Source organism: Phormidesmis priestleyi ULC007 (assembly GCF_003003695.1).
In the GTDB taxonomy this organism is placed as follows: domain Bacteria; phylum Cyanobacteriota; class Cyanobacteriia; order Leptolyngbyales; family Leptolyngbyaceae; genus Phormidesmis_A; species Phormidesmis_A priestleyi_A.
This window is the reverse complement of record NZ_PVWG01000009.1, coordinates 72774-91537: the sequence shown is the minus strand read 5'-3', so window position 1 is coordinate 91537 and position 18764 is coordinate 72774. Positions and strand designations below refer to the sequence as shown.

The 18764-nt window shown below is 49.2% G+C and carries 22 protein-coding genes; 10 read left to right on the top strand and 12 right to left on the bottom strand.

Translation table 11 applies throughout. From position 1 onward, the window contains the following. Positions 1–39 precede the first annotated feature (39 nt). Positions 40–324, top strand: a complete 285-nt coding sequence (locus tag C7B65_RS10485; protein ID WP_073071664.1) for a hypothetical protein — start codon at positions 40–42, stop codon at positions 322–324. A gap of 5 nt (positions 325–329) precedes the next feature. On the opposite strand, the gene ribE is transcribed toward C7B65_RS10485, so the two are convergent. Further along, a complete protein-coding gene (gene ribE, locus C7B65_RS10480) occupies positions 330–1010 on the bottom strand; it encodes a riboflavin synthase (RefSeq protein WP_073071666.1) in 681 nt (226 codons plus the stop codon). A 318-nt stretch (positions 1011–1328) separates the two neighbouring features. On the opposite strand from ribE, the gene C7B65_RS10475 reads away from it, so the two are divergent. Then, a complete protein-coding gene (locus C7B65_RS10475) occupies positions 1329–1835 on the top strand; it encodes a bifunctional nuclease family protein (protein WP_073071668.1) in 507 nt (168 codons plus the stop codon). Between the two features lie 83 nt (positions 1836–1918). After that, positions 1919–3040 carry an aldo/keto reductase gene (locus C7B65_RS10470; RefSeq protein WP_073071670.1) on the top strand — a complete coding sequence of 374 codons (1122 nt, stop codon included), beginning with the start codon at positions 1919–1921 and terminating at the stop codon, positions 3038–3040. Position 3041: 1 nt separating this feature from the next. Here C7B65_RS10470 and C7B65_RS10465 read toward each other — a convergent pair whose 3' ends face one another. Continuing rightward, on the bottom strand, positions 3042–3458 hold the full coding sequence (locus C7B65_RS10465; RefSeq protein WP_073071671.1) for a peptide chain release factor 1: 417 nt from the start codon (positions 3456–3458) through the stop codon (positions 3042–3044). Between the two features lie 187 nt (positions 3459–3645). On the opposite strand from C7B65_RS10465, the gene C7B65_RS10460 reads away from it, so the two are divergent. Further along, on the top strand, positions 3646–4401 hold the full coding sequence (locus C7B65_RS10460) for a hypothetical protein (RefSeq protein ID WP_073071673.1): 756 nt from the start codon (positions 3646–3648) through the stop codon (positions 4399–4401). Here the strand turns inward: C7B65_RS10460 and C7B65_RS10455 are convergent. Further along, on the bottom strand, positions 4349–5530 hold the full coding sequence (locus C7B65_RS10455) for a substrate-binding domain-containing protein (protein WP_073071675.1): 1182 nt from the start codon (positions 5528–5530) through the stop codon (positions 4349–4351). The two genes, C7B65_RS10460 and C7B65_RS10455, sit on opposite strands and share 53 nt — an antisense overlap. A gap of 15 nt (positions 5531–5545) precedes the next feature. Continuing rightward, positions 5546–6175: a phycobiliprotein lyase gene (locus C7B65_RS10450; protein ID WP_073071677.1), complete on the bottom strand. Its 630-nt coding sequence runs from the start codon at positions 6173–6175 to the stop codon at positions 5546–5548. A gap of 455 nt (positions 6176–6630) precedes the next feature. On the opposite strand from C7B65_RS10450, the gene C7B65_RS10445 reads away from it, so the two are divergent. Next, a complete protein-coding gene (locus C7B65_RS10445) occupies positions 6631–7002 on the top strand; it encodes a hypothetical protein (protein ID WP_073071678.1) in 372 nt (123 codons plus the stop codon). 37 nt (positions 7003–7039) lie between these two features. Here the strand turns inward: C7B65_RS10445 and cobT are convergent, their stop codons facing one another. The 5 genes from cobT to C7B65_RS28335 form a co-directional block, all read right to left on the bottom strand. After that, positions 7040–8152 carry a nicotinate mononucleotide-dependent phosphoribosyltransferase CobT gene (gene cobT / locus C7B65_RS10440; RefSeq protein ID WP_073071680.1) on the bottom strand — a complete coding sequence of 371 codons (1113 nt, stop codon included), beginning with the start codon at positions 8150–8152 and terminating at the stop codon, positions 7040–7042. Further along, positions 8149–8919, bottom strand: a complete 771-nt coding sequence (locus C7B65_RS10435) for a DUF2232 domain-containing protein (RefSeq protein WP_073071682.1) — start codon at positions 8917–8919, stop codon at positions 8149–8151. Before C7B65_RS10435 ends, cobT begins: the two co-directional genes overlap by 4 nt. Next, complete coding sequence (locus C7B65_RS10430) at positions 8912–9289, bottom strand: hypothetical protein (RefSeq protein ID WP_073071683.1); 378 nt, start codon at positions 9287–9289, stop codon at positions 8912–8914. The genes C7B65_RS10435 and C7B65_RS10430 overlap by 8 nt, the downstream gene beginning before the upstream one ends. A 177-nt stretch (positions 9290–9466) precedes the next feature. Continuing rightward, positions 9467–10906 (bottom strand): glycosyl hydrolase family 57, encoded by a 1440-nt coding sequence (locus C7B65_RS10425; RefSeq protein ID WP_073071685.1) that lies wholly within the window; start codon positions 10904–10906, stop codon positions 9467–9469. A 97-nt stretch (positions 10907–11003) separates the two neighbouring features. Continuing rightward, complete coding sequence (locus C7B65_RS28335) at positions 11004–11384, bottom strand: hypothetical protein (protein ID WP_219898473.1); 381 nt, start codon at positions 11382–11384, stop codon at positions 11004–11006. Positions 11385–11614: 230 nt separating this feature from the next. Between C7B65_RS28335 and C7B65_RS10415 the strand changes: the two genes are divergently transcribed. From C7B65_RS10415 to C7B65_RS10405, 3 genes are all read left to right on the top strand, one after another. After that, complete coding sequence (locus C7B65_RS10415; protein WP_073071687.1) at positions 11615–11812, top strand: RNA-binding S4 domain-containing protein; 198 nt, start codon at positions 11615–11617, stop codon at positions 11810–11812. Positions 11813–11888: 76 nt separating this feature from the next. Further along, the gene (locus C7B65_RS10410; RefSeq protein ID WP_073071688.1) at positions 11889–12665 is read left to right on the top strand and encodes an MBL fold metallo-hydrolase; all 777 of its coding nucleotides are present in this window, start codon (positions 11889–11891) and stop codon (positions 12663–12665) included. Positions 12666–12672: 7 nt separating this feature from the next. Further along, a complete protein-coding gene (locus tag C7B65_RS10405) occupies positions 12673–12957 on the top strand; it encodes a 4a-hydroxytetrahydrobiopterin dehydratase (RefSeq protein ID WP_073071690.1) in 285 nt (94 codons plus the stop codon). Here C7B65_RS10405 and C7B65_RS10400 read toward each other — a convergent pair whose 3' ends face one another. Both C7B65_RS10400 and C7B65_RS10395 read right to left on the bottom strand, forming a co-directional pair. Further along, positions 12958–13776, bottom strand: a complete 819-nt coding sequence (locus C7B65_RS10400) for an Rpn family recombination-promoting nuclease/putative transposase (RefSeq protein WP_073071692.1) — start codon at positions 13774–13776, stop codon at positions 12958–12960. Beyond that, positions 13773–15086 carry a glycosyltransferase family 4 protein gene (locus C7B65_RS10395; protein ID WP_073071694.1) on the bottom strand — a complete coding sequence of 438 codons (1314 nt, stop codon included), beginning with the start codon at positions 15084–15086 and terminating at the stop codon, positions 13773–13775. Before C7B65_RS10395 ends, C7B65_RS10400 begins: the two co-directional genes overlap by 4 nt. A 513-nt stretch (positions 15087–15599) precedes the next feature. Here C7B65_RS10395 and C7B65_RS10390 point away from each other — a divergent pair. Further along, on the top strand, positions 15600–16640 hold the full coding sequence (locus C7B65_RS10390) for a helix-turn-helix domain-containing protein (protein WP_073071696.1): 1041 nt from the start codon (positions 15600–15602) through the stop codon (positions 16638–16640). 137 nt (positions 16641–16777) lie between these two features. On the opposite strand, the gene C7B65_RS10380 is transcribed toward C7B65_RS10390, so the two are convergent. Beyond that, complete coding sequence (locus C7B65_RS10380) at positions 16778–18130, bottom strand: PQQ-dependent sugar dehydrogenase (RefSeq protein ID WP_223257371.1); 1353 nt, start codon at positions 18128–18130, stop codon at positions 16778–16780. Between the two features lie 77 nt (positions 18131–18207). On the opposite strand from C7B65_RS10380, the gene cobU reads away from it, so the two are divergent. Next, positions 18208–18762, top strand: coding sequence for a bifunctional adenosylcobinamide kinase/adenosylcobinamide-phosphate guanylyltransferase (gene cobU / locus C7B65_RS10375; protein WP_073071698.1), 555 nt, complete (start codon positions 18208–18210; stop codon positions 18760–18762). The last annotated feature ends 2 nt before the right edge of the window (positions 18763–18764 follow it).

Genomic DNA, 18764 nt, shown 5'->3' with positions numbered 1-18764 from the left:
TGGCGATCGCGCATTCACCAAACAACTTTCTATCCTGAAATGAAAACTATCGAAACGATCGCGCATGTTGCTCCAGATGGAAAGCTGACGCTCCAGCTACCTGCTGACATTCCCCCAGGCGATCACAAAATTGTCCTTGTGATTGACGAAGTGCCGATGTCTCAAACTGAATCCTCAAAAGAAAGGAGTAATGCTTGGAATGTTCTCAAGAAATATGCAGGAACCGTGAAGGATCTGCCGGAAGATTGGGCGATCGAGCATGATCATTATCTCTATGGCATACCCAGGCGCAACTCTCAAGAACCTTCAATGCAGCATTTTTAATGAATTTACAGATAGCCATGTTCCGCTAAAAAATCGGGACTGAGGACAGCAGGAGAACCGATCGCGATTTCCCCATGACTGGCAGAACCCGATCGTAGAAACTTCTCAACATACTTACCCAAAATATCGCCCTCTAAATTCACCCAACTGCCTGGGCTGAGGTGACAAAGGTTGGTTTCCTCATAGGTGTGCGGGATCACTGCGACCGTGAACCAAGATCCAGCCGGATCACAGTTAGCAACGGTCAAACTAATGCCGTTAATCGCCACACTTCCTTTGGGGAGAATGTAGCGGGCAACTCGCTGACTCGCGGTCGTAAACGTCATTTCCCAAGAGCTTGCGGTCTGCACTGCCGATTTGAGCATTCCTGTACCGTCAATGTGCCCTGTGACAAAGTGACCGCCCAACTTGCTGCCAACACGCAAAGAGGTTTCGAGGTTGACACGCTTATTGCCAGTGTTCTGAGACAACGTGGTGCGCTCCGTCGTTTCAGGAGAGACAACTGCCACAAACCCCGATCCCAAAATCGCAGTCACGGTGAGGCAAACCCCGTCAACGGCAACACTATCGCCGATCGCTAAGTCTTTCAAAACTAGGGGGGCCGTGGAGTTTGAGCAAGCAATCTGAAGATGTTCAGATCCTAAAGTTTGAAGGGTGCCAACGGTTTGAATTAGTCCTGTAAACACGATTCTTAAAGGGGTGTAAAGGATCAGGATTTTAGCAATAATCTACGATGGAGCTTTAGCGGCGAAAGGCTAGAGTCAAGGATTCAGAATTTAGATTAGAATTAATCTTTTTTAGAAACTTGATGAAATGAAGAAGTCTGCTTTATTTTGTCAAATTCTGAGGCGGATCATTTAGGATCAGGGCAGAGATCAGGGCATACTTAGTATTGCATCCCTGTTTGAGTGTTCCCAAAGCGGGTGTGCTAGATAGTTGGCTGACTTTGTATTATTCACGAATCTAACGTTTCTCTCGCTTCAAGTGTTCTAGAGGCTATACCGATGATTGAAATGAAGGTCGCTGGAATCGCATTAGACGCGGCAACCCGCAGCCCGATCGTACTCCTCAAAGATGGGACTGACCGCCGAGCGCTGCCGATCTATATCGGGCAAGACCAGGCAAAAGCCATCATCAGCGCTCTAGAAAACCAGACACCGCCGCGTCCTCTCACCCATGATCTATTTGTCAACTTGATGGAGTCGTGGGAGATGACCCTAGAGCGAATCGTTATTCACTCTTTACAAGATAATACGTTTTATGCGGTGCTGATTGTGAACCAAGGGGAAGCGAAGCGAGAAATTGATGCTCGTCCTAGCGATGCGATCGCGATCGCCATTCGCACCAATAGCCCCATTTGGGTCATGGAAGAAGTCATTGCTGACGCTTCAATTCCAGTCGATCGCGATGCCGATGAAGCCGAGCGCAGAGCTTTCCGCGAGTTTCTCGACCAACTTAGCCCCGAAGACTTTAGCCAACGGGGACGATTTAGCAGTGGCGAGGCGCAGTAGACCAAAACCTCCGAGGTTTAAGCCACTCTGTCGGTCACGATGCTTGATTCTTGGTTAAAACCTCCGAGGTTTGCGTAAGTCCTGTGAGTTATCGTCGCTTTGGTCAAACCAATCTTTCTCTGTCGGTCTTCTCACTGGGAATGATGCGCTGTTTGGCATCTGAAGACGTTGCCGAACAAACGGTTAGACGCGCGATCGCGCTAGGAATTAATCACTTAGAAACCGCTAGAGGCTATGGCAAAAGTGAGCAGTTTTTAGGGGCGGCATTGCAAAATGGGCTGACTCGATCGCAGCTTTACATCACCACAAAAATTGCTCCAACTCCCGATGCAGAGACGATGGAGCGTGCGATCGACGAGTCGTTACAGCGATTAAAGGTTGATTATCTAGACACCCTCGCCATTCACGGCTTAAACACCTGGGAGCATCTGGCCTGGGTAGAAGCTGAAAATGGCTGTATGCAAGCAGTGCGGCAAGCGATGGCAGACGGACGGGTTCGTCATGTCGGGTTTTCAACTCACGGATTTTTAGATGTGATTTTGGCCGCGATCGCCACCAATTTTTTCGAGTTTGTCAACCTGCACTACTCGTTGTTTTTTCAACGTAATCAGGCAGCGATCGAGCTTGCCGCTCAGAAAGACATGGGCGTGTTTATCATCTCTCCTGCCGATAAAGCCGGGTTACTTTACACTCCTCCGCAAACGCTGATTGACCTTTGTGCGCCCTTTTCCCCGTTGGAGTTGAACTATCGATTTCTTCTCAGCAATCCGGCGATCACGACTCTTAGCGTCGGAGCCGCTAACCCAACAGAACTCGATCTACCACTGATGAAGGCAACTCAGTTTCTAGAGGCTGAAGCAGCTAGCGCACTAGCCCGTCTGCAAACCCAGCAAGCCCAGACCCTCAAAACTGATTTGTGCAGCCAGTGTTATGCCTGTTTGCCTTGCCCAGAAGGGATTCATATACCAGAAGTTTTGCGATTGCGAAACTTGACGATCGCCTACGACATGACTCGCTTTGGTGAATATCGCTACCGGATGTTTGAAAATGCAGGGCACTGGTTTCCGGGTAACAAAGCAAATCGGTGTAATGACTGTGGCGACTGTCTGCCGCGCTGTCCAGAAAATTTGGATATTCCGACGCTTTTAAGAGATGCTCATCAGCGATTAAATGGCAAACCAGGACGGCGGTTGTGGCAAGACTGACCTACCGCCAATAGGGTCGTCCTTTCCAAAAGACTCCGACGACAACTCCGATTAGCGAGACCACATTGACCTCAGGAACCATTGCAGTGGGAAACGGCACAAACGATTTAAGAAGCAGCCATAACGCCACACAGGGAATGAGGGCCCATAACGTCGAATTTGTGATCATCACCTGGCGAAACCAGCGTTCTAAAACCGCGACAGCGAGTGCTCCAATCCCAAGGGGAACGGCGAGTTCGATCAGCACCCCGATCGGGGAACTCAGCATCTTAGTCAAAAGATTCGAGATCACAGGCACTGAGGCAGCCGTCTGCGTAAGGAGAACATCAAAGGCGATCGCAATCAAAACCGTAATTAAGGAAATCTGGAGTAAGGAGATCCACGGAAGAAATTTTAAGCGGCGGAGAGGGTCATTCATGGCAATTGATTAAAGAAGTTGACGATTAGCTCATGCACTTTTTATACCAGCGATTTAGAACAGAAATAGGGTGACATTCTAAAATCAGTCTTAAACTAAAGATAGGCACCCATCGATCTCCTGACTATGATGGGGAGGGCAATCGCGAGATCCTTGTCCGCTACAGTTCTACACGAGTTTTGAGCGCATGAATCAAGGTGAGGCAATGCAACAACCGTTCCAAACACCAATAGCCTGGTCACAAACGCTGATCGGAGTCAGTTTGCTCTGGGTCACGATCGGGGCAAGTGAGAAAGCAATTTCCGCAGAAGTTCCTCCTAGTGTCACCGCACATTTATCTACTCAAGCTGCCCTACAGCCCTCTTTAGAACCCCTTAATCTCAGTCAAGCCCAGCAGGGTAGGTGTGGCGCATCATCTACTTTGGGTGTGACAGATCAATCGATTTCTCAATACAATCTCACAGTTCCTAGCTTTTGGTGGACGCGAGATCAAATCTCGGCTCAACCTCAATTTGGCAGCAAATTGCTAGATAGCTGGCTCGCCTGCCCTGGTCAAACTGATGGTGCCAGCAGAGTTGATTTTATCGTCAATCAACAAGTGTGGAGTCTATTAGATTATTTAGACCGCTATGGGGTTGTTCAGCAGCTTGGCAAAGTTGCTAGGGGCTTTAGCTACAATACGCGCATCTTTAACCGCCAAGGAGGGCTGTTAGCCGCCTACACCTGCAATTTTGCATCCAATAACGGGGTTGCGACAAGGGAACTCACTGATAGACAGCGTGGGGTGAAAGTCGCTTCAGCCGACTTATCCAATCCTTCACCTTTGGCTTCTGCGATCGTTTGCAATCTGGCTCTCGACTCTGGTGGCAGAGCGGGGCTTCGAGGTCGCCCTAGCCCGCTTGACGGACTTTCTCCCAGAGGTTCTGGTACGATTCAACCGTAGATCTAGGCAGGGGTCGTAGAAACTCACTGCGATCGAGCAACACCTGCGACGGCAGTAATAAAGAATTTTTTTGTAACTCTTCGGGAAACGTCGCTACATCGAGAGCATTAAGCATCGGAGATGCCGCATCACTCAGTAAAGAAAGCTGAGGCGCAATTTCGGAAGTCCAGCAGAAGTTGATCCACTGTGAGAGCAGCGTTTGTGTCGCTGGTGCTGACTGACTGGCAACTGGATGAACCCATAAATCTGACCACAGTGCCGTCCCCGATTTGGGAAAGACCGCTCCGATCGGTTGATTTCGCTGCATTAACGGCAATGCGTCAGTAGACCACCCCACTGCCACCCAGGTATCTCCTAACAGCAACGGTTGCAGATAATTATCAGAACTGTAGAACTTGACTTGCTGATGCAGCGATCGCAGTTCAGTTTCTAACGAAGGAACGGTTTTAAGGTCGATCGTGTTGTAAGACTTGCCTAACCGCTTTAGGGTCAGACCGATGACTTCTCGTGGCTGGTCGAGCAAAGAAATGTGTCCTCGCAGATCGTCTCGCCACAGATCACTCCAATCAGTCGGGGGCTGAAGATTTTTTTCGCGAAAGAGATCGGTGCGATAGAGAATGACGGTGCTGCCCCAACGGTAGGGAGCCGCCCAAACCGCACCCTTAGGGTCAGGCAAACCTTGCTGATTGCGAGTCACGATCGTTCGCCACTTAGCGGGCATCTGTTGCCACTGCTGCCACAAACTTGGGTCAAGGGGCTGAATTAGCTTTTGCTGAATTGCGGTTGCCAACCAAAAATCGCCTAAAGTGACCAGATCGGCGGGGTTCTCTGCTGAGGGTTGGCTCAAAAAAGGAATCTCGATCGGCGATCGCTGAGGCGGTGGCTGATTTCTAGGTTGCTTCCAAGTTTGCAGGAGCGTAAACAGCGCTTGCAGTTGAGATTCTGGTTTGAAATCTAGGTTGACCGACTGTCCTGGCAAGCTTTTACGAAACGCACCGACTAGCTGCGCGGGCACCGAGTTTTTCAGCAGTCTGATCGTCAGCGCTGCCTGATCTTGACGATTACACCCAGTCAATAGTGTTCCTAGCGCCAGCGCTCCTGCCCCGGTCAAAAACGATCGTCGCTCCATCAATTTCAATTTCCCCTACTTTTTCTTCTCGACCCCAAACCCGACCAGCGTAATCACCGAAGGAACCTTGCCTTCGTCTCGTTGATAGGTGACGATCGTCCGCAGTCGCAAATTGGGAGAGAGTAGTCGCATCTGATCAACCGCCACCGATCGCTTGTAGTGAGTCGTCATTTCTAGCGTCTGGCGCGTGGGTTGATAGGTAAAGCGACCTGCGATCGACCCAGATTCTGAGTAGCCTTCATCTCGCAAATAAAAGCCTTGAATCACTTCACCGTCAGTTACCTCAGCCGCCAGAGGAAGGGGCAGGTTTGGGGTTGACTTGATCGAAGCAACAGAGCGATCAGGCACAAACAAAGCGTTGAGATTCATCGCCACCCGTTCGTCCTTGTCAGACACTGTGTTGAAGGCGATCGCGAATCCAGAAAATGGTTCCTCTGCTTCTGCTGATCGAGAAAAATCAACCTGCAAAGAATCTGAAGATTGACTCACAGAATTTAGAATGCGCTGTTTTTCTTCCTCAGTCAGCGCATTCACTTGAAACTCGGTGTAAGACCGCTCAATCTCGCCAGTTTGAACAAAATGATAGGTTCTTTCTGTAGTCCAAAACCCAGCGCAGACTGAAAAAAACTCTTGAAGGGTTAGCATTCGCTTTATTCAAATTTATCGATCAGTCAGTGTTCTCCACATCTAGCAAAAATAGCTGTCCTGGAGAGCGTTTTAGGGTAATCACTCTTAGAAGCATAACATCTGATCTGAAAGCCTAGTTTCGCAAAACTCAATCATTTTTTTTGAGACTGATAAAAACCCTGAAGTTTCTATTTCAAATCGCCTACTTTTTTATTTTTTAGCTTTGAATAAAACTAAGCCTTAATCGTCATCAGTAATCAAAATATCTCTCTTGAATTTAAAGGTAAACTTAGTTTAATTTTTGTCTTTATAGCTTGGTTTGTAGCCTCTCCCTTAAAGCCACGACTTGATTGTTTCTCTAGTGACATTTTGTCTCCCCATCAAAAGTTAAATGATTCAGGACTATCTAGCCTAAACGAATTTCGTTCGCCTAAAATGAGCGGTATTAAAAGTAGGGGTAATTGGGGCAAAAGATGGACACGCTACAGAAGCAAATTAATTCAATGAATGGCAAGATTGACGGGCTGCACCAAGTCCTTGAACAGTTAACGGGCAATCTCTCCCAGGTTGTCACCGAGATCAAGTCATCTTCGGGCAATGGCAGTAGCTTTTCATCGTTTGGAGGCAGTTCGGGGCGCTATTATCAAAGCCCTCGCAGCACTGACCCATTGATGGAACACAAAGATGTTTTAGCCGATAGCCACGCCTCTGAGTCTTCTATGCAGGGCGGCGAAAAAGCGCTTTCTCCAGAGGTTCAGATTCAGCGACTGACCGCGCAACTAACGGCTGCTTACAATCGCATTGCGGCGCTGGAAGAACAACTTTTAGCACAACGAGTTCACTAAAAAAAGGGTGAAGGGTGAAACCGAAAGATTCGTGTCCCTATCTCCCTTTTTTTAGGTTGTCATTTGCCGTTTGATAGCGATCGACTAATGCTTCGATCGTGGCTAACAGGTCTGCCTGCGTCCAGTGTTGGGAAAGATGGGCGGCGATCGCGCAGCCTCCTGCACCCACACCTTCTTTCACATATCCCTGCTCATAAGACTGCAACTGCGAATGGCGAGAGGTGGCAAAACTGAGTTGAGTGGCGATCAGGGGCACTGAGGAAAGTTCTTGCGCTAATCCAACTGTATCACCCGTCGGATCTTCGGCAACCCAGCGAGTCGTGCCGACGATGACATGTTCTAGATTCCAGAGAAGGGAATGACTTTGAGCTAGTGCCTTTGCTAGTGCATACACGGCTAACATTTGTGTTCCACCTGCTAGCAGAACGCCACATTTGCGACTCGCAGCGATCGTCATTCCAGCAACCACGATTTGCATCGGGTCGCCCACAGCGGCAACCAGCGCGAGGGGATCGCTAGTGGAAGGAAGGGTCGCGAGTCCTTGTTTGACGAGATCCCACTTTTGGGTATGGTTGCAGACCGGATGACTGCTGTTAACTTTGCCTGCTGCATTGATTCCTAAGCCTGTGAGCAGTGCTAAGGCAGTGGTGGTTCCGCCAACCACACACTCACCCAAAATCAAATAACTATCAGTAGCGCGATCGGCTAGTTTGTCTCCCCAAAGAAGTCCTTGCTCAAAAAGATGGTGAACGATCGTCCAATTCATGGCTTGCCCCGTACTCAAACAGCGAGATGGGTGTCCTCCTAAGTCAATTGCTGCAACAGCCGGGGTGTGGGGCAATCCCGCATTAAATAGCTGAACGGGGATGGCTTGCGCTTCGACGATCGCGCGAGAAATTAAGACTGGAGAGGCACCCACATGAAGGGAAGGCAGTGGGTAACGAGGACTAGTTTGCACGCCATTGATCAAAAACTCAGCATCCGCGATCGCCGTATACTGCCGATCGGCAGGAGTTGCCCCAGCCGCAGAAATTCCAGGAATCAGTCCAGTTTCGGTGAACCCCAACACGCAAGCAAAGAGCGGCGATCGTCCCCGATAGCGCTGAAGCCATTCTTCGGCTTGTCGGTGTTGCGTATAAATAGAAATCATTCAGAGTCTAGTAACACCTGTACCCAATTAGGCGGACGGGGGATTGGGGTGTTGAGGCGATCGCACAAAAACCACGAGACGATGTGTACCACAAATAAATACACAGCGTTTTGAACAAAAATCATTCCGATTACAACGGCTTGCACCAGGGGCAATGAGGGCTGCATCAACAGTCCTAGCTTGAGAAACAGCCACTCTAAGAAGTTTGTGATCTGGTTGGTGCCATAGAGCCAGAGATCGTCGCCTGACAAAACAGACAGCAGCCCAATGCGAAAGAAAGTGCCAAATACGCCCAAGAGGGTTGCGATCGCGATCGAGGTGGCCCAATTTGCGCGACGATACCACAGCGTTCCTAACAACACGCCCATCACCCCAAAGGGCATCACAAACTGAATGCTGCGAACTGGCCCAATCAGCACCGACAGCAGTAAGCCCGAAACTAAAGCTGCCATCCAAGCGGCTCGATTGCCCCAGCGCAGATAGACGAGGGCGATCGGCACCGGAAAGAAAACCTGCAAAATCGGCCCCATCGGAAAGTAGGAGTTGACGAGCCAGATTAAACTCGCAGCGCTGGCCAGAAATGCGGTTTCGACGAGCACGATCGGACTGGCTGGGTCAACATTTCTGACATAAGGGCGGCGATCATCAGATTTTTGAGTGTCGGGTACGACATCTTCGGTCCAATTTTCATCTGCCTGAGAAGTTTCTGAGCCAGATTGAGGCGGTGGATTTAATTTGGAGGCTTTGTCACTTTGAGGATCACTCATGCAAATTTAGCAAAGCGGGCAAATCTACTCTAGTGCAAAACTTATAGACTGAGACGAGCAGCCGCGCCAAGCTTTCACGCCCAAAAATTGCCCATAGATTAATGGACAGACAGACACTACCCAGCGTCAGCAAAATAAACGTCGGAGCCATCACCACGCCAACCAGGAACCAGGTAGTCACGTGCAGCACCATTAATCCTGCAAAAAAAGCGGCGATCGAGGTGGCAAACCAAATTCGAGCAGTGGGTTTGCGTTGCCCAGTCAAAATCAGGGTTCGCAGCGTTGCTAACAGATTCGCAGGCACCAAAAAGGCGCAAATTTCAATGCAGTGATTCCGAGAGAATTCAAACAGGGTTGTGAAATCGAACATATCAACATTATTACCGACAATGTATAAGCGTAGGTTACGCCAAACTGAGTAATCTCCTCCCAAATTACAGCAAACCACAACAGTTCTGTCATAAAAAATTCTTTAACTCCGCAAGGTTGATCCCACCCTGAAAAGGATGGTTAAAACGTACCTCTCAGGCAGGATGCTGAGTCGCCTCTAGTCTTTTAGCAACGTTTTGCCGCGACGATAAATTTCTTGGGCGTAATCTGTCCAGGTGCCTTGCCCCCAATAGCGAAAACAACTCGTTTGCAGCAGCAAGTTATAGAGCAGTGCCTGACGATAATGATCAGAGTGGGTGACTTCAGACTGATCAAACGTTTTGTGAAATAAGGCGCTGAGTTCATTCATCGGCGTTAAGACCGCTTCATAGCCTGCCACCCAACTGAGATGATTCGTCCAAGATGCGCCATCCATGTGAAAGTTGGGCTGCGTTTGAGTCAGATGGGCGATCGCCGCCGCCACTTTTTCGGGCGTTGCCTGCTGAGGATCGACTTCTTGCCAAATTAAGTGCTGTCCGATCGCCTGACAGGTAGGAAAATCGTCTTCTCGACACCCAGCAGCCGCGATCAGTTCTAGGTATTCTGTGCCGTTTACCCCGGCTACTGTGGGATCGTTTGCAACTTCATGCCAAGCCCGTTTAAACGCGCCTGGAAACTCATTCATCATTACGCCGCCGTTTTCGCCATCGCCGATTTGAGTCACGATCGCCGGAATGCTTACCCCCGATATCGTTTGTTTTGAAAGCGTTTTAGCTTCATAGTAAGGCTGCATCTGAGCCACCAGTTTTGTATCTGAACCCTGAGTTTTAATCAAAACTGTGATACTCACCGTCTCACCGTGGGAGTTGTGAGACACTAACCGATGAGGTAAATGCTTAAACTCTAAAGACTGTCCTGTTAGGGCCTCAACGGAGTGTTCTTGCACGAGCAACCAGCGATAGCCACACTCTTTAAGCGCATGAATGAAGGTGTAAAGCGTATCGGGATGATTGGGTAAATGCATCTCTGGCGGTGAGAATCCTTTCACTCGTGCTAGGGCCTCCCAGCCAAAGATTGCGGCGAAATGGTGCTGCCACGCCTGAATGTGCAGTTTGAGATCAGCGATCGGGGTCGAAGGCACAACAGCATGACTCCACATCGTCCCTAGCCACTCGACGTAAGGCTGGTAGGTGTCATCGCAGGTGACGCGCTTCAAGTTATCCAAGACATCGCCGCGCCCCATTTGCCGCAGTCCCCAAAGCAGATTGCCCGAATAGTCGAGCATGACGCGTGGATTGCAGCCTTGAGACACCAACTCAGGAATAAACTCACCCATGCGCGAGTAACACCAGGCAAACGGAGCCGCGTTGTGATTGTCTCCGTCGTAGGGATGCTCAAACATCTGTTGCAAATTGCTAATCAGCGACCCATCTGCCCCCGCCGGGATGGTTGGCTGGTGCATGTGCAGCGCGATCGAGAAGGTCGCCGAAAGGGACTCTAATCGCAGGTTGGTTTTGGGCAAAAACACAGGTCGATCGGGCTGGAGCGCAGCTTTTACTTCTGTCTCGTGACCGCAAATATTTGGTAAGCCATCGATGAGTTCGGGCAATGCAGACATAAGAATTTTGACTTGGGAAAGGTCACTGAAGCGCGAGAGCTTTCCCTAATAGTCACACTCAAAAACTTAAAACTCAAAACTCAAAACTCAAAACTTATCAAAGATAGTCTTTTAGAAAACTGAGCGCGTCTTCCCAGCAGGGTTCGGGAAACAGACGTAATAAATGGCGATTCACGTCTTGCTCTAAGTCCAGCAGATCGTCTCGATCGAAGAACTCATCAAGCGCAACCAGATCGCGATCGCGCAAGGGAGACAATGGAGCTGCGTGATCACTATAGGCAGGAGTAGTCCTAGCGCGAGTCACTGTTTTAGCATGTCGCCAAGGGTTGATTAGCACTTCTTCAACCCGAAGCTGACTCCGATAGGCAGAAATCGTTTGATGATCTTCTAAAACCTGTGTTTGACCCACCCTAGAGGAGCCATCCGCTAATTCGACGATCGGTGCCACATTGCCGCCATCAGATAAAGCGTTAAGCATCAGATGCACCTCATGGAGATCACCTTAAGGACTGTAGAACGTGCCGTCAGTAAAAAGTTTGACACAATCTCTGGCTAGAGGATTCAGTCAAAGGGCCTTTTTATTGATCCTAACGAAGCAAATGGCAGATTGTTGAGGGCGGCTACAAACTCTGTCAGTTGAAAGAGAATCAGACTAGAGTAAAAGTAGATTTGGGCCAACTCCAAATCTTTAATTATTGAGCAGTGATCATGGCAAGTGACGAACCGATTAAGCTTGACCAATTCCTTAAAATGAAAGGAATTGTGGAAAGCGGGGGGCAAGCAAAAATGCTCATTCAAGCAGGAGAAGTCAAAGTGAATGGGCAGATCGAGACGAGACGGGGACGGAAACTGATTAAAGGCGATCGCGTCGTCACGATGGGCGAAATGCTCAAAGTCGATGTGTGAACCGCTAAACCACAATCAGGCACAGCTTATAGTAATCCCCTAAGATTAGAAGATATTGCCGTTCTTGATTCTGACAATGTATTTAACCTGGTTAGACAGCAATTCTTGGCTAATTGAACTTGCTGGAAAGCGCATTTTGCTTGACCCTTGGCTGGTCGGAAATTTGACCTTTGGAAATCTCACTTGGTTATTCAAAGGCTATCGTCATCAAGAGCGGGCATTTCCTGAGTCTCTAGACTTGATTTTGCTATCCCAAGGGTTAGAAGACCACGCTCACCCAGAGACGTTGAAGCGATTGGGTAAAGCGATTCCGATCGTGGGTTCGCCAAGTGCCGCAAAGGTCGCGCAACAGTTGGGGTTTTCTCAAGTGACTGCCCTTAAGCACGGTGAGACATTCACGTTAGATCACCTGACCATTCAAGCAACTCCGGGTTCTCCATTAGGCCCGATGGTGCAAGAAAATGGCTATCTGCTCAAAGATTTGGCAAGCGGAGTCAAGCTCTATTATGAGCCGCACGGGTTTCACGCTTCGACTCTTAAAGAAAATGCTCCGATCGAGGTCGTGATCACTCCGTTGATCGATCTGGCACTTCCCCTAGTTGGTTCGATCATCAAAGGCACCGAAAGCGCGTTAGAACTGGCAAAAGACGTTCAGCCCCAGGTAATGCTTCCGACGGCGGCGGGGGGCGATATTATGTTTGAGGGTTTGTTGCTCTCAGTGCTGAAAGCGATCGGAAGTCCCGATGAGTTTCGCGCCAAGTTAGCTGAAAACAATCTCGATACTAAAGTGTTAGAACCTAGACCCGGCGATCGAGTTGAAATTTCTCTACGACCTGCGGCGATCGTTCCTTAAATAAACTATGTCTGAACCTAAACTGTCATCCCAAGATCTTGAAGCCCAACTCGTTGATCTCGACGGCTGGACGATCGAAGCCGACAAACTGCACAAACAGTTTAAGTTCCCGTCGTTTGTAGAAGCATTTGGATTTATGTCGAGTCTGGCTCTGGTGTCGGAAGCGATCGGGCACCACCCCGAATGGTTTAATGTCTATAACCGAGTGACGATCGACCTGACGACTCACGATTCTGGCGGCATCACGCTTAAAGATATCGAGTGGGCACGCAAAGCGAACGAGTTAGCTTAGTCACGACTGTGGTTGGGCTGCTTGCCTCACGTCTTCAACAGGCATTTCTAATAGTTCAGCCACTTCTTCTAGACTCAAACCCTTGGCAACTAATCGAGGAATCATCTTTAGCTTGACGTTGCGCTCTCCGCGTTGTTCTCCGCGTTGTTCTCCGATTTGTTCTCCTTCAGCTTTCGCGTCTTGGTAAACTCTAGTCTCTTCTAACCTTAGTCCTAGCATTGCTTCTACCTCAGCACGGGTTAATCTTGAGAATTTGTAAACAGCGATTGTAGTAATCACGTCTATTATCTCGCTTTTGGCAAGAGAAGCAGTTTGTTCTTGCTGAACCCGCACAATTAGCTGTCTAGCTTGATCTGCCATACGCGTCTCAGAAGCAAGCGGCAACTGCATCAAGCTAATTCCTAAAGACTGCTGAGAATCTTCTAACTCATTGAGATAAATTCGCTGTACCTGATCACTGTTGAGGAGCGATCGGTGAATCGTGGTTTTTGATGGCTCCAAATTGCGGGATGGGAAAATCACGACTCCGCGCCAGTCATCATAGAGGGATTGATTTCGATAGAGATATGCCAACGATTCGGTAAAGAACCGATGGTAGAGAGACTCATCTTTTTGAAACTGAACTTCTGCAAAAAAGACCGTTTTGGGAATGGCTCCTGGGGGCGGTAGGAAAACGCCATCGATCCGAAATGAAGTTTCTTTAACCTCCACAGAGTCAAAACGGTAGGTTCGAGCTTGCGGCGGCGGATTGTTGACTAGCTCAAACAGCAGGCTAGGAAACCGCTTGAAAACCTGATAGTAGATAGAGTCTCTTTTCACGATGCCAGGGTTCGGTGACTATTTGCCAGCAGTTTGTAGCGATCGAGCATTTTTTCAGCCACTCGCTCCCAAGTAAAAAATTCCATTGCTCGTTGCCGTCCAGCTTTGCCCATTGTTTCTCGCAGATCATCATCTTCGAGTAGGCGGACAATGGCATCAGCGATCGCCTGCACGTCTTCTTTTTCGACCAAAAATCCAGTTTTGCCATCTTGAACCGTTTCGACAACGGCACCCGATCGCGTTGCGACGACTGGAACGCCTGCCGCCATCGCTTCGACGGGAGGAATGCCATATCCTTCATCCCAAATCGAGGGAAACACAAAAATATCGGCATTGTAAAAGCGATCGACGAGTTCAACCCGCGGCACGGCTCCCGGAAAGGACACTTTGTCGATCGTGGCAGGCGTGAGCTTGCGTCTCAGTTGCGCCATATAATCTTCAGCATAGAGAGGCTTGAGATGATTGATCAGCGCAGTGTCGTTCATTGGAAAGCTTTCTTCCATGCTGCAAGACCACTGCATCCCCACGATGTCAAGCTTCACAGAGGGATAGTGCTTCACCACCCGGTCAAAAGCTTCTAGAAGCGTGTGTATGCCCTTTTCAGGAGACACTCTGCCCGCAAACATGATCCGCTTAATGGGTCGATTTCGGGCGGCGAGGTAGTTCTTTTCGCGGTTAAATTCTTCACTGTGAATGCCGTTGTACATCGTTTCGCAGCGATCGGCAATTTGAGGAAAGTCTCGGCGCGTTTTCTCGGTGATGTAATCGCTCACAGTCGTCAATAGGTCAACGTGCTGAAGCCTTTTTGCCAGCATTTCTAAATTTGCTTGAGGAAACCACTCGGCATGTAGGTGCAAAACCAGTTTGGCTTTAGGGTTGAGCGCCCGAATCGCGGGAAGAAACTGAGAACTGTGCTGAATATGAATGATGTCACAGTGCTGTTGAGCTAAATCTTTTGCCACAATGCGGCTATAAAGCAGGTAATGCCAACTGGCAACCGACGGAGACGGCTTCATGCCTCGATTCAAAATTTTTAGAAGCGAGGTGTGTTTGATCAGCTTAAAGAAGATTTTGAGTAAGAGATGATCTACCTTTGGCGATCTTAAAAAACGATAGTGAACGCCCTTTTCAACATAGTCTGTTTCAATCTCAGGATGAGTTTGGCGATCGACGGTCTGCTTTCTGCCATATACCATCACTTCGCAAGAGCGAGCCAGTGGGTTAACCACTCCATAAGTACAGGCTCCGACCGAGGTTTGAATGGGGGGCAAGATGTAATCGATCGGTTGGTTGACAAAGGCGATTTTCATGGCTTTACAACACCCTTGGTAGCATATTTTACAAAGTTAGCAGCTCTAAAATTTTCGTACACAAGTTATAAACTTTTTATAAGTTGGATCGATTAGCCTATATGTTTACGTGATATCTCGTAGAAAAGTTTAGATTAAGGTAGAAATTTAAACTTTAGTCGTAATGAGCCAATCTGCTCTCTCAGCAAAAATTGATACCAAATTGTCCAGATCTTCTGATTTGTTCCTGAATAGCTATCAATTACAGGAAGAAAGGACTAAGTAGCCTAATTAACGTGAGTTCGACGAGTTTTTTCGCTTCGTTGTCAGCGGCTTCTGCCCCTAAATTCCCCAATTTGGGGGACTTCAAGCCAAAATTTCCGGTTCAAAGTCCCCCATTTTCGGGGGATTTAGGTAGCTCTCCCGAATTCATCATCGGAGTGAACCAGTTCTATCGAACTCACGTTAATCCAACTGCAATAGTCAGTGATTCAAAGGTTATCGCTAGTTTTATGCAAAGGCGAGGATGGGGAGATGTTGGCACAAGATACCAGATTTTGTTTTGGGTTACCGGGTCACAAAACTACGATCGAGGTTTCTGTAGAAAATCTGCGATCGGTGCTTGGTCAAATCGAGGCAGAGCTATATCGTAGCGAGGTCTATCGTCGCGCGATCGACAATTCACAGCAGCCCTCAGCAGAGGGAACGACGAGCGCTCAGTTTTTAATGAAAGCGATCGGAAGAGAAGCGATTCGCTTAACGCTACGGCACTTTGTGCAGCGTGAGGAGATTGAGACTCAGGGAATCAGAGAACCCGAAGAGGCAGATCTCGATGAGTTTCCGGTAGCAGCTTTTTCGCGTGCCCTGGGTTCTCACTCGTCTAACGTGGCATTTCCGAGAAAATCAGTGATTAAGCCTTTTCAAGACCGTTTTCAGAAACTAGTTCCCCTAAACAAGCCGCAAATTAGCGAGATTGCAAAACAACCGTCTTCTGCCATTCAGAAGGCAAATAAAAAGGCTTCGGTCGCAGATTTAGCAGAACAAGTTGCTCAAGAACGAGCAGACCATTTGCAACGATTGGGTGAGCAAATTCGACAAGCGCGGCTGGCTCGATCGATGTCTCTGTCAGAGCTGCACAGCAAAACTCTGGTGCCGATGCATCAAATTCAAGCCTTAGAAGCTGGACATGGCGCTCACCTCCCAGAAGACATTTACCTACGCGGATTTATTCAACGCATCGGCAACGCTTTAGGAATGGACAGCCCTAGTTTATTAGCATCGCTGCCAAAACCCGACCCTGAAAAAGCGATTTTGCCTACCTGGTATCATCCGCCAACGAAGGCGACCGGAATTCGAGGACTAGCCGTTCAGCCTGTGCATTTATATGTAGGCTACGCCGCATTGATGGCAGGCGGACTTTTTTGGCTGTCTCGGCAAGCGACCCCGCCTGCAAATCCTGGTGCGATCGATCCCGACTCTTCTCAAGTCAACCCGTCACCCAAAACGCAGTCTCAACACTCAGAGTCATCGGGTGCCAAAGTCAGCATCGCACCGCCCGAAACCGTTGGTTTCTAGGCAGTGTTTTAAAACTTCTGATCGCTTCGTTGCCCAGCGCTTCTGTCCCCTAAATCCCCCATTCTGGGGGACTTTGAAGGGTCGGAAGTCCCCCAGAATGGGGGATTTAGGGGGCTTTCAAGGGTTGAAAACACTCCCTAGCCACCCGTATATTGGACTCGATAAATCCGATTGTTGGCTTCTTCGGTGACGAGCAAACTGCCGTCAGGAAGGGTCAACAGTCCGACGGGTCTGCCCCAAGTGGTGGGCACCGATGGGTCGAGAAGAAATCCGGTTAGGAAGTCTTCGTAATAACCCTGCGATCGTCCTTCAGCGTCAAAAGGGACGAAGACAATCTTGTAGCCTGTGCCCTGACTGCGGTTCCAGGAGCCTCTAAAAGCGACAAAAGCGCCGTTGCGATACTTCTCTGGAAAGGTGTTGCCGTTATAAAATCGCAGCCCTAACGCCGCAGAATGCGCTTCAAACAACACATCTGGGGTGCGAGTTTTGGCAACCAGATCGGGGCGCAGACTTTTGCCATTTTGGACGAGGCGAGGGTCAAGGCGATCGCGACTCAAATAGGCATAAGGCCAGCCATAAAACTCGCCTGCTTGGAGCCGCGTTAGATAGTCTGGCACTAAATTATCGCCTAACCCATCTCGCTCGTTGACGGTGGTGTAAAGCTCTCCGGTGCGAGGATGAAAGTCAAGCCCGACTGGGTTGCGAACTCCAGAGGCAAAGGTTTGACGATCGGAGCCATCCAAGTTCATCACTTGTACCGAAGCGCGAGGCGCAGGTTCTTCGCTGACGTTGGTGCCAGACCCGATCGAGACATAGAGCTTTTGCCCATCAGGTGCGGTGACAACGTTACGCGTCCAGTGGTTGTTGTAGCCTTCTGCCGGAAGCTTGGCGATCTGCTGACCCGTGCCTGTAATTTGCGCTTGCCCCTTTTGATAAGGGAAACGTAGCACTGCGTCGGTATTGCCCAGAAAAAAAGAATTTCCTGCAAACGCCATGCCGAACGGCTGATTGAGTCCGTTATCGGGTGTGGCGAAGGTTTCTTTGACATCCGCAACGCCATCGCCGTTTGTGTCGCGCAATCGTCGAATTCTATTTTGGCGCGTCTCGGTCACAAGCACATCTCCATCAGGAGTCAAAGCCAACCAGCGAGGGCGATCTAACCCTTCTGCAAAAACGTTGACGACAAACCCCGACGGCACTCGCAGCACGGGATCTTGAGGAATCGGCACCACATTAGGAGATTTAGAAGCGCTCTCACTGGCGTACGGCTGTGGCAGTTGATTGAGGGCAATCCGAATCGGTTGAGGTGAGAGTGCTTCGGTTTTGATAACCTGGTCGGGGAGAGACGTTGATTGCTGCGGAGAAGCGGATTGTGAAGAGGCCGTTTGTCCACGAATTGCAGAGTCACAAGCGGCGAGAGTGACCCATAAAGGCAATAGCAATAAAGGTAAATAGCGCATCAGAGTTTTTGTGAAGACATTCCAGGGCATGATGTTGACTCAACCCTAAGCTAGTCAACCTAGTACGATCGCGCACCTCTCTCAAGTCATAATCCCTCACTTGATTCATGTCACGCCAAATTATTTTAGTCACCGGGCCGGCTCGATCGGGCAAAAGCGAATGGGCAGAACACTTAGCCGCTCTGTCTGGCAAATCAGTCATTTATGTCGCAACTGCTCAAACAAATCCCAACGATTTAGAGTGGCAAGCCCGAATTGAAAAGCACATTCTACGCCGCCCGTCTGATTGGACAACGCTGCACGTTCCGATCAAGCTTTCTGCAACCTTAGACGCGGCAACGGCTGCTGATTGTTTGCTGATCGATTCGCTCGGAACCTGGCTGGCAAATTTATTAGAGCAAGAAGATTCAACCTGGCAAGAAACCCTGCAAGCCGTGCTGCACAGCCTTAGACAAGCTTCGTCAGATGTGATTTTAGTGGCAGAAGAAGCGGGTTGGGGCGTTGTGCCTGCCTATCCGATCGGGCGAACTTTCCGCGATCGTTTAGGAATGCTTGTGCGGCAGATCGGGGCGATCGCCGATCCGGTTTATCTGGTGACAGGCGGATATGTACTGAATTTGAGTCAGCTAGGAACGCCTCTAACGATCGCTCAACAGAGCTAAAA

Coding starts and splice junctions, on each gene's coding strand:
- C7B65_RS10430 (WP_073071683.1), bottom strand. CDS start 9,289: ATGTTCGATTTCACAACCCTGTTTGAATTCTCTCGGAATCACTGCATT.
- C7B65_RS10390 (WP_073071696.1), top strand. CDS start 15,600: ATGTTGGCACAAGATACCAGATTTTGTTTTGGGTTACCGGGTCACAAA.
- C7B65_RS10380 (WP_223257371.1), bottom strand. CDS start 18,130: ATGCCCTGGAATGTCTTCACAAAAACTCTGATGCGCTATTTACCTTTA.
- C7B65_RS10460 (WP_073071673.1), top strand. CDS start 3,646: ATGAATCAAGGTGAGGCAATGCAACAACCGTTCCAAACACCAATAGCC.
- C7B65_RS10485 (WP_073071664.1), top strand. CDS start 40: ATGAAAACTATCGAAACGATCGCGCATGTTGCTCCAGATGGAAAGCTG.
- C7B65_RS10415 (WP_073071687.1), top strand. CDS start 11,615: ATGGCAAGTGACGAACCGATTAAGCTTGACCAATTCCTTAAAATGAAA.
- C7B65_RS10450 (WP_073071677.1), bottom strand. CDS start 6,175: ATGCTAACCCTTCAAGAGTTTTTTTCAGTCTGCGCTGGGTTTTGGACT.
- C7B65_RS10410 (WP_073071688.1), top strand. CDS start 11,889: ATGTATTTAACCTGGTTAGACAGCAATTCTTGGCTAATTGAACTTGCT.
- C7B65_RS10425 (WP_073071685.1), bottom strand. CDS start 10,906: ATGTCTGCATTGCCCGAACTCATCGATGGCTTACCAAATATTTGCGGT.
- C7B65_RS10435 (WP_073071682.1), bottom strand. CDS start 8,919: ATGAGTGATCCTCAAAGTGACAAAGCCTCCAAATTAAATCCACCGCCT.
- C7B65_RS10445 (WP_073071678.1), top strand. CDS start 6,631: ATGGACACGCTACAGAAGCAAATTAATTCAATGAATGGCAAGATTGAC.
- C7B65_RS10405 (WP_073071690.1), top strand. CDS start 12,673: ATGTCTGAACCTAAACTGTCATCCCAAGATCTTGAAGCCCAACTCGTT.
- C7B65_RS28335 (WP_219898473.1), bottom strand. CDS start 11,384: ATGCTTAACGCTTTATCTGATGGCGGCAATGTGGCACCGATCGTCGAA.
- cobT (WP_073071680.1), bottom strand. CDS start 8,152: ATGATTTCTATTTATACGCAACACCGACAAGCCGAAGAATGGCTTCAG.
- C7B65_RS10455 (WP_073071675.1), bottom strand. CDS start 5,530: ATGGAGCGACGATCGTTTTTGACCGGGGCAGGAGCGCTGGCGCTAGGA.
- C7B65_RS10395 (WP_073071694.1), bottom strand. CDS start 15,086: ATGAAAATCGCCTTTGTCAACCAACCGATCGATTACATCTTGCCCCCC.
- C7B65_RS10465 (WP_073071671.1), bottom strand. CDS start 3,458: ATGAATGACCCTCTCCGCCGCTTAAAATTTCTTCCGTGGATCTCCTTA.
- C7B65_RS10475 (WP_073071668.1), top strand. CDS start 1,329: ATGATTGAAATGAAGGTCGCTGGAATCGCATTAGACGCGGCAACCCGC.
- cobU (WP_073071698.1), top strand. CDS start 18,208: ATGTCACGCCAAATTATTTTAGTCACCGGGCCGGCTCGATCGGGCAAA.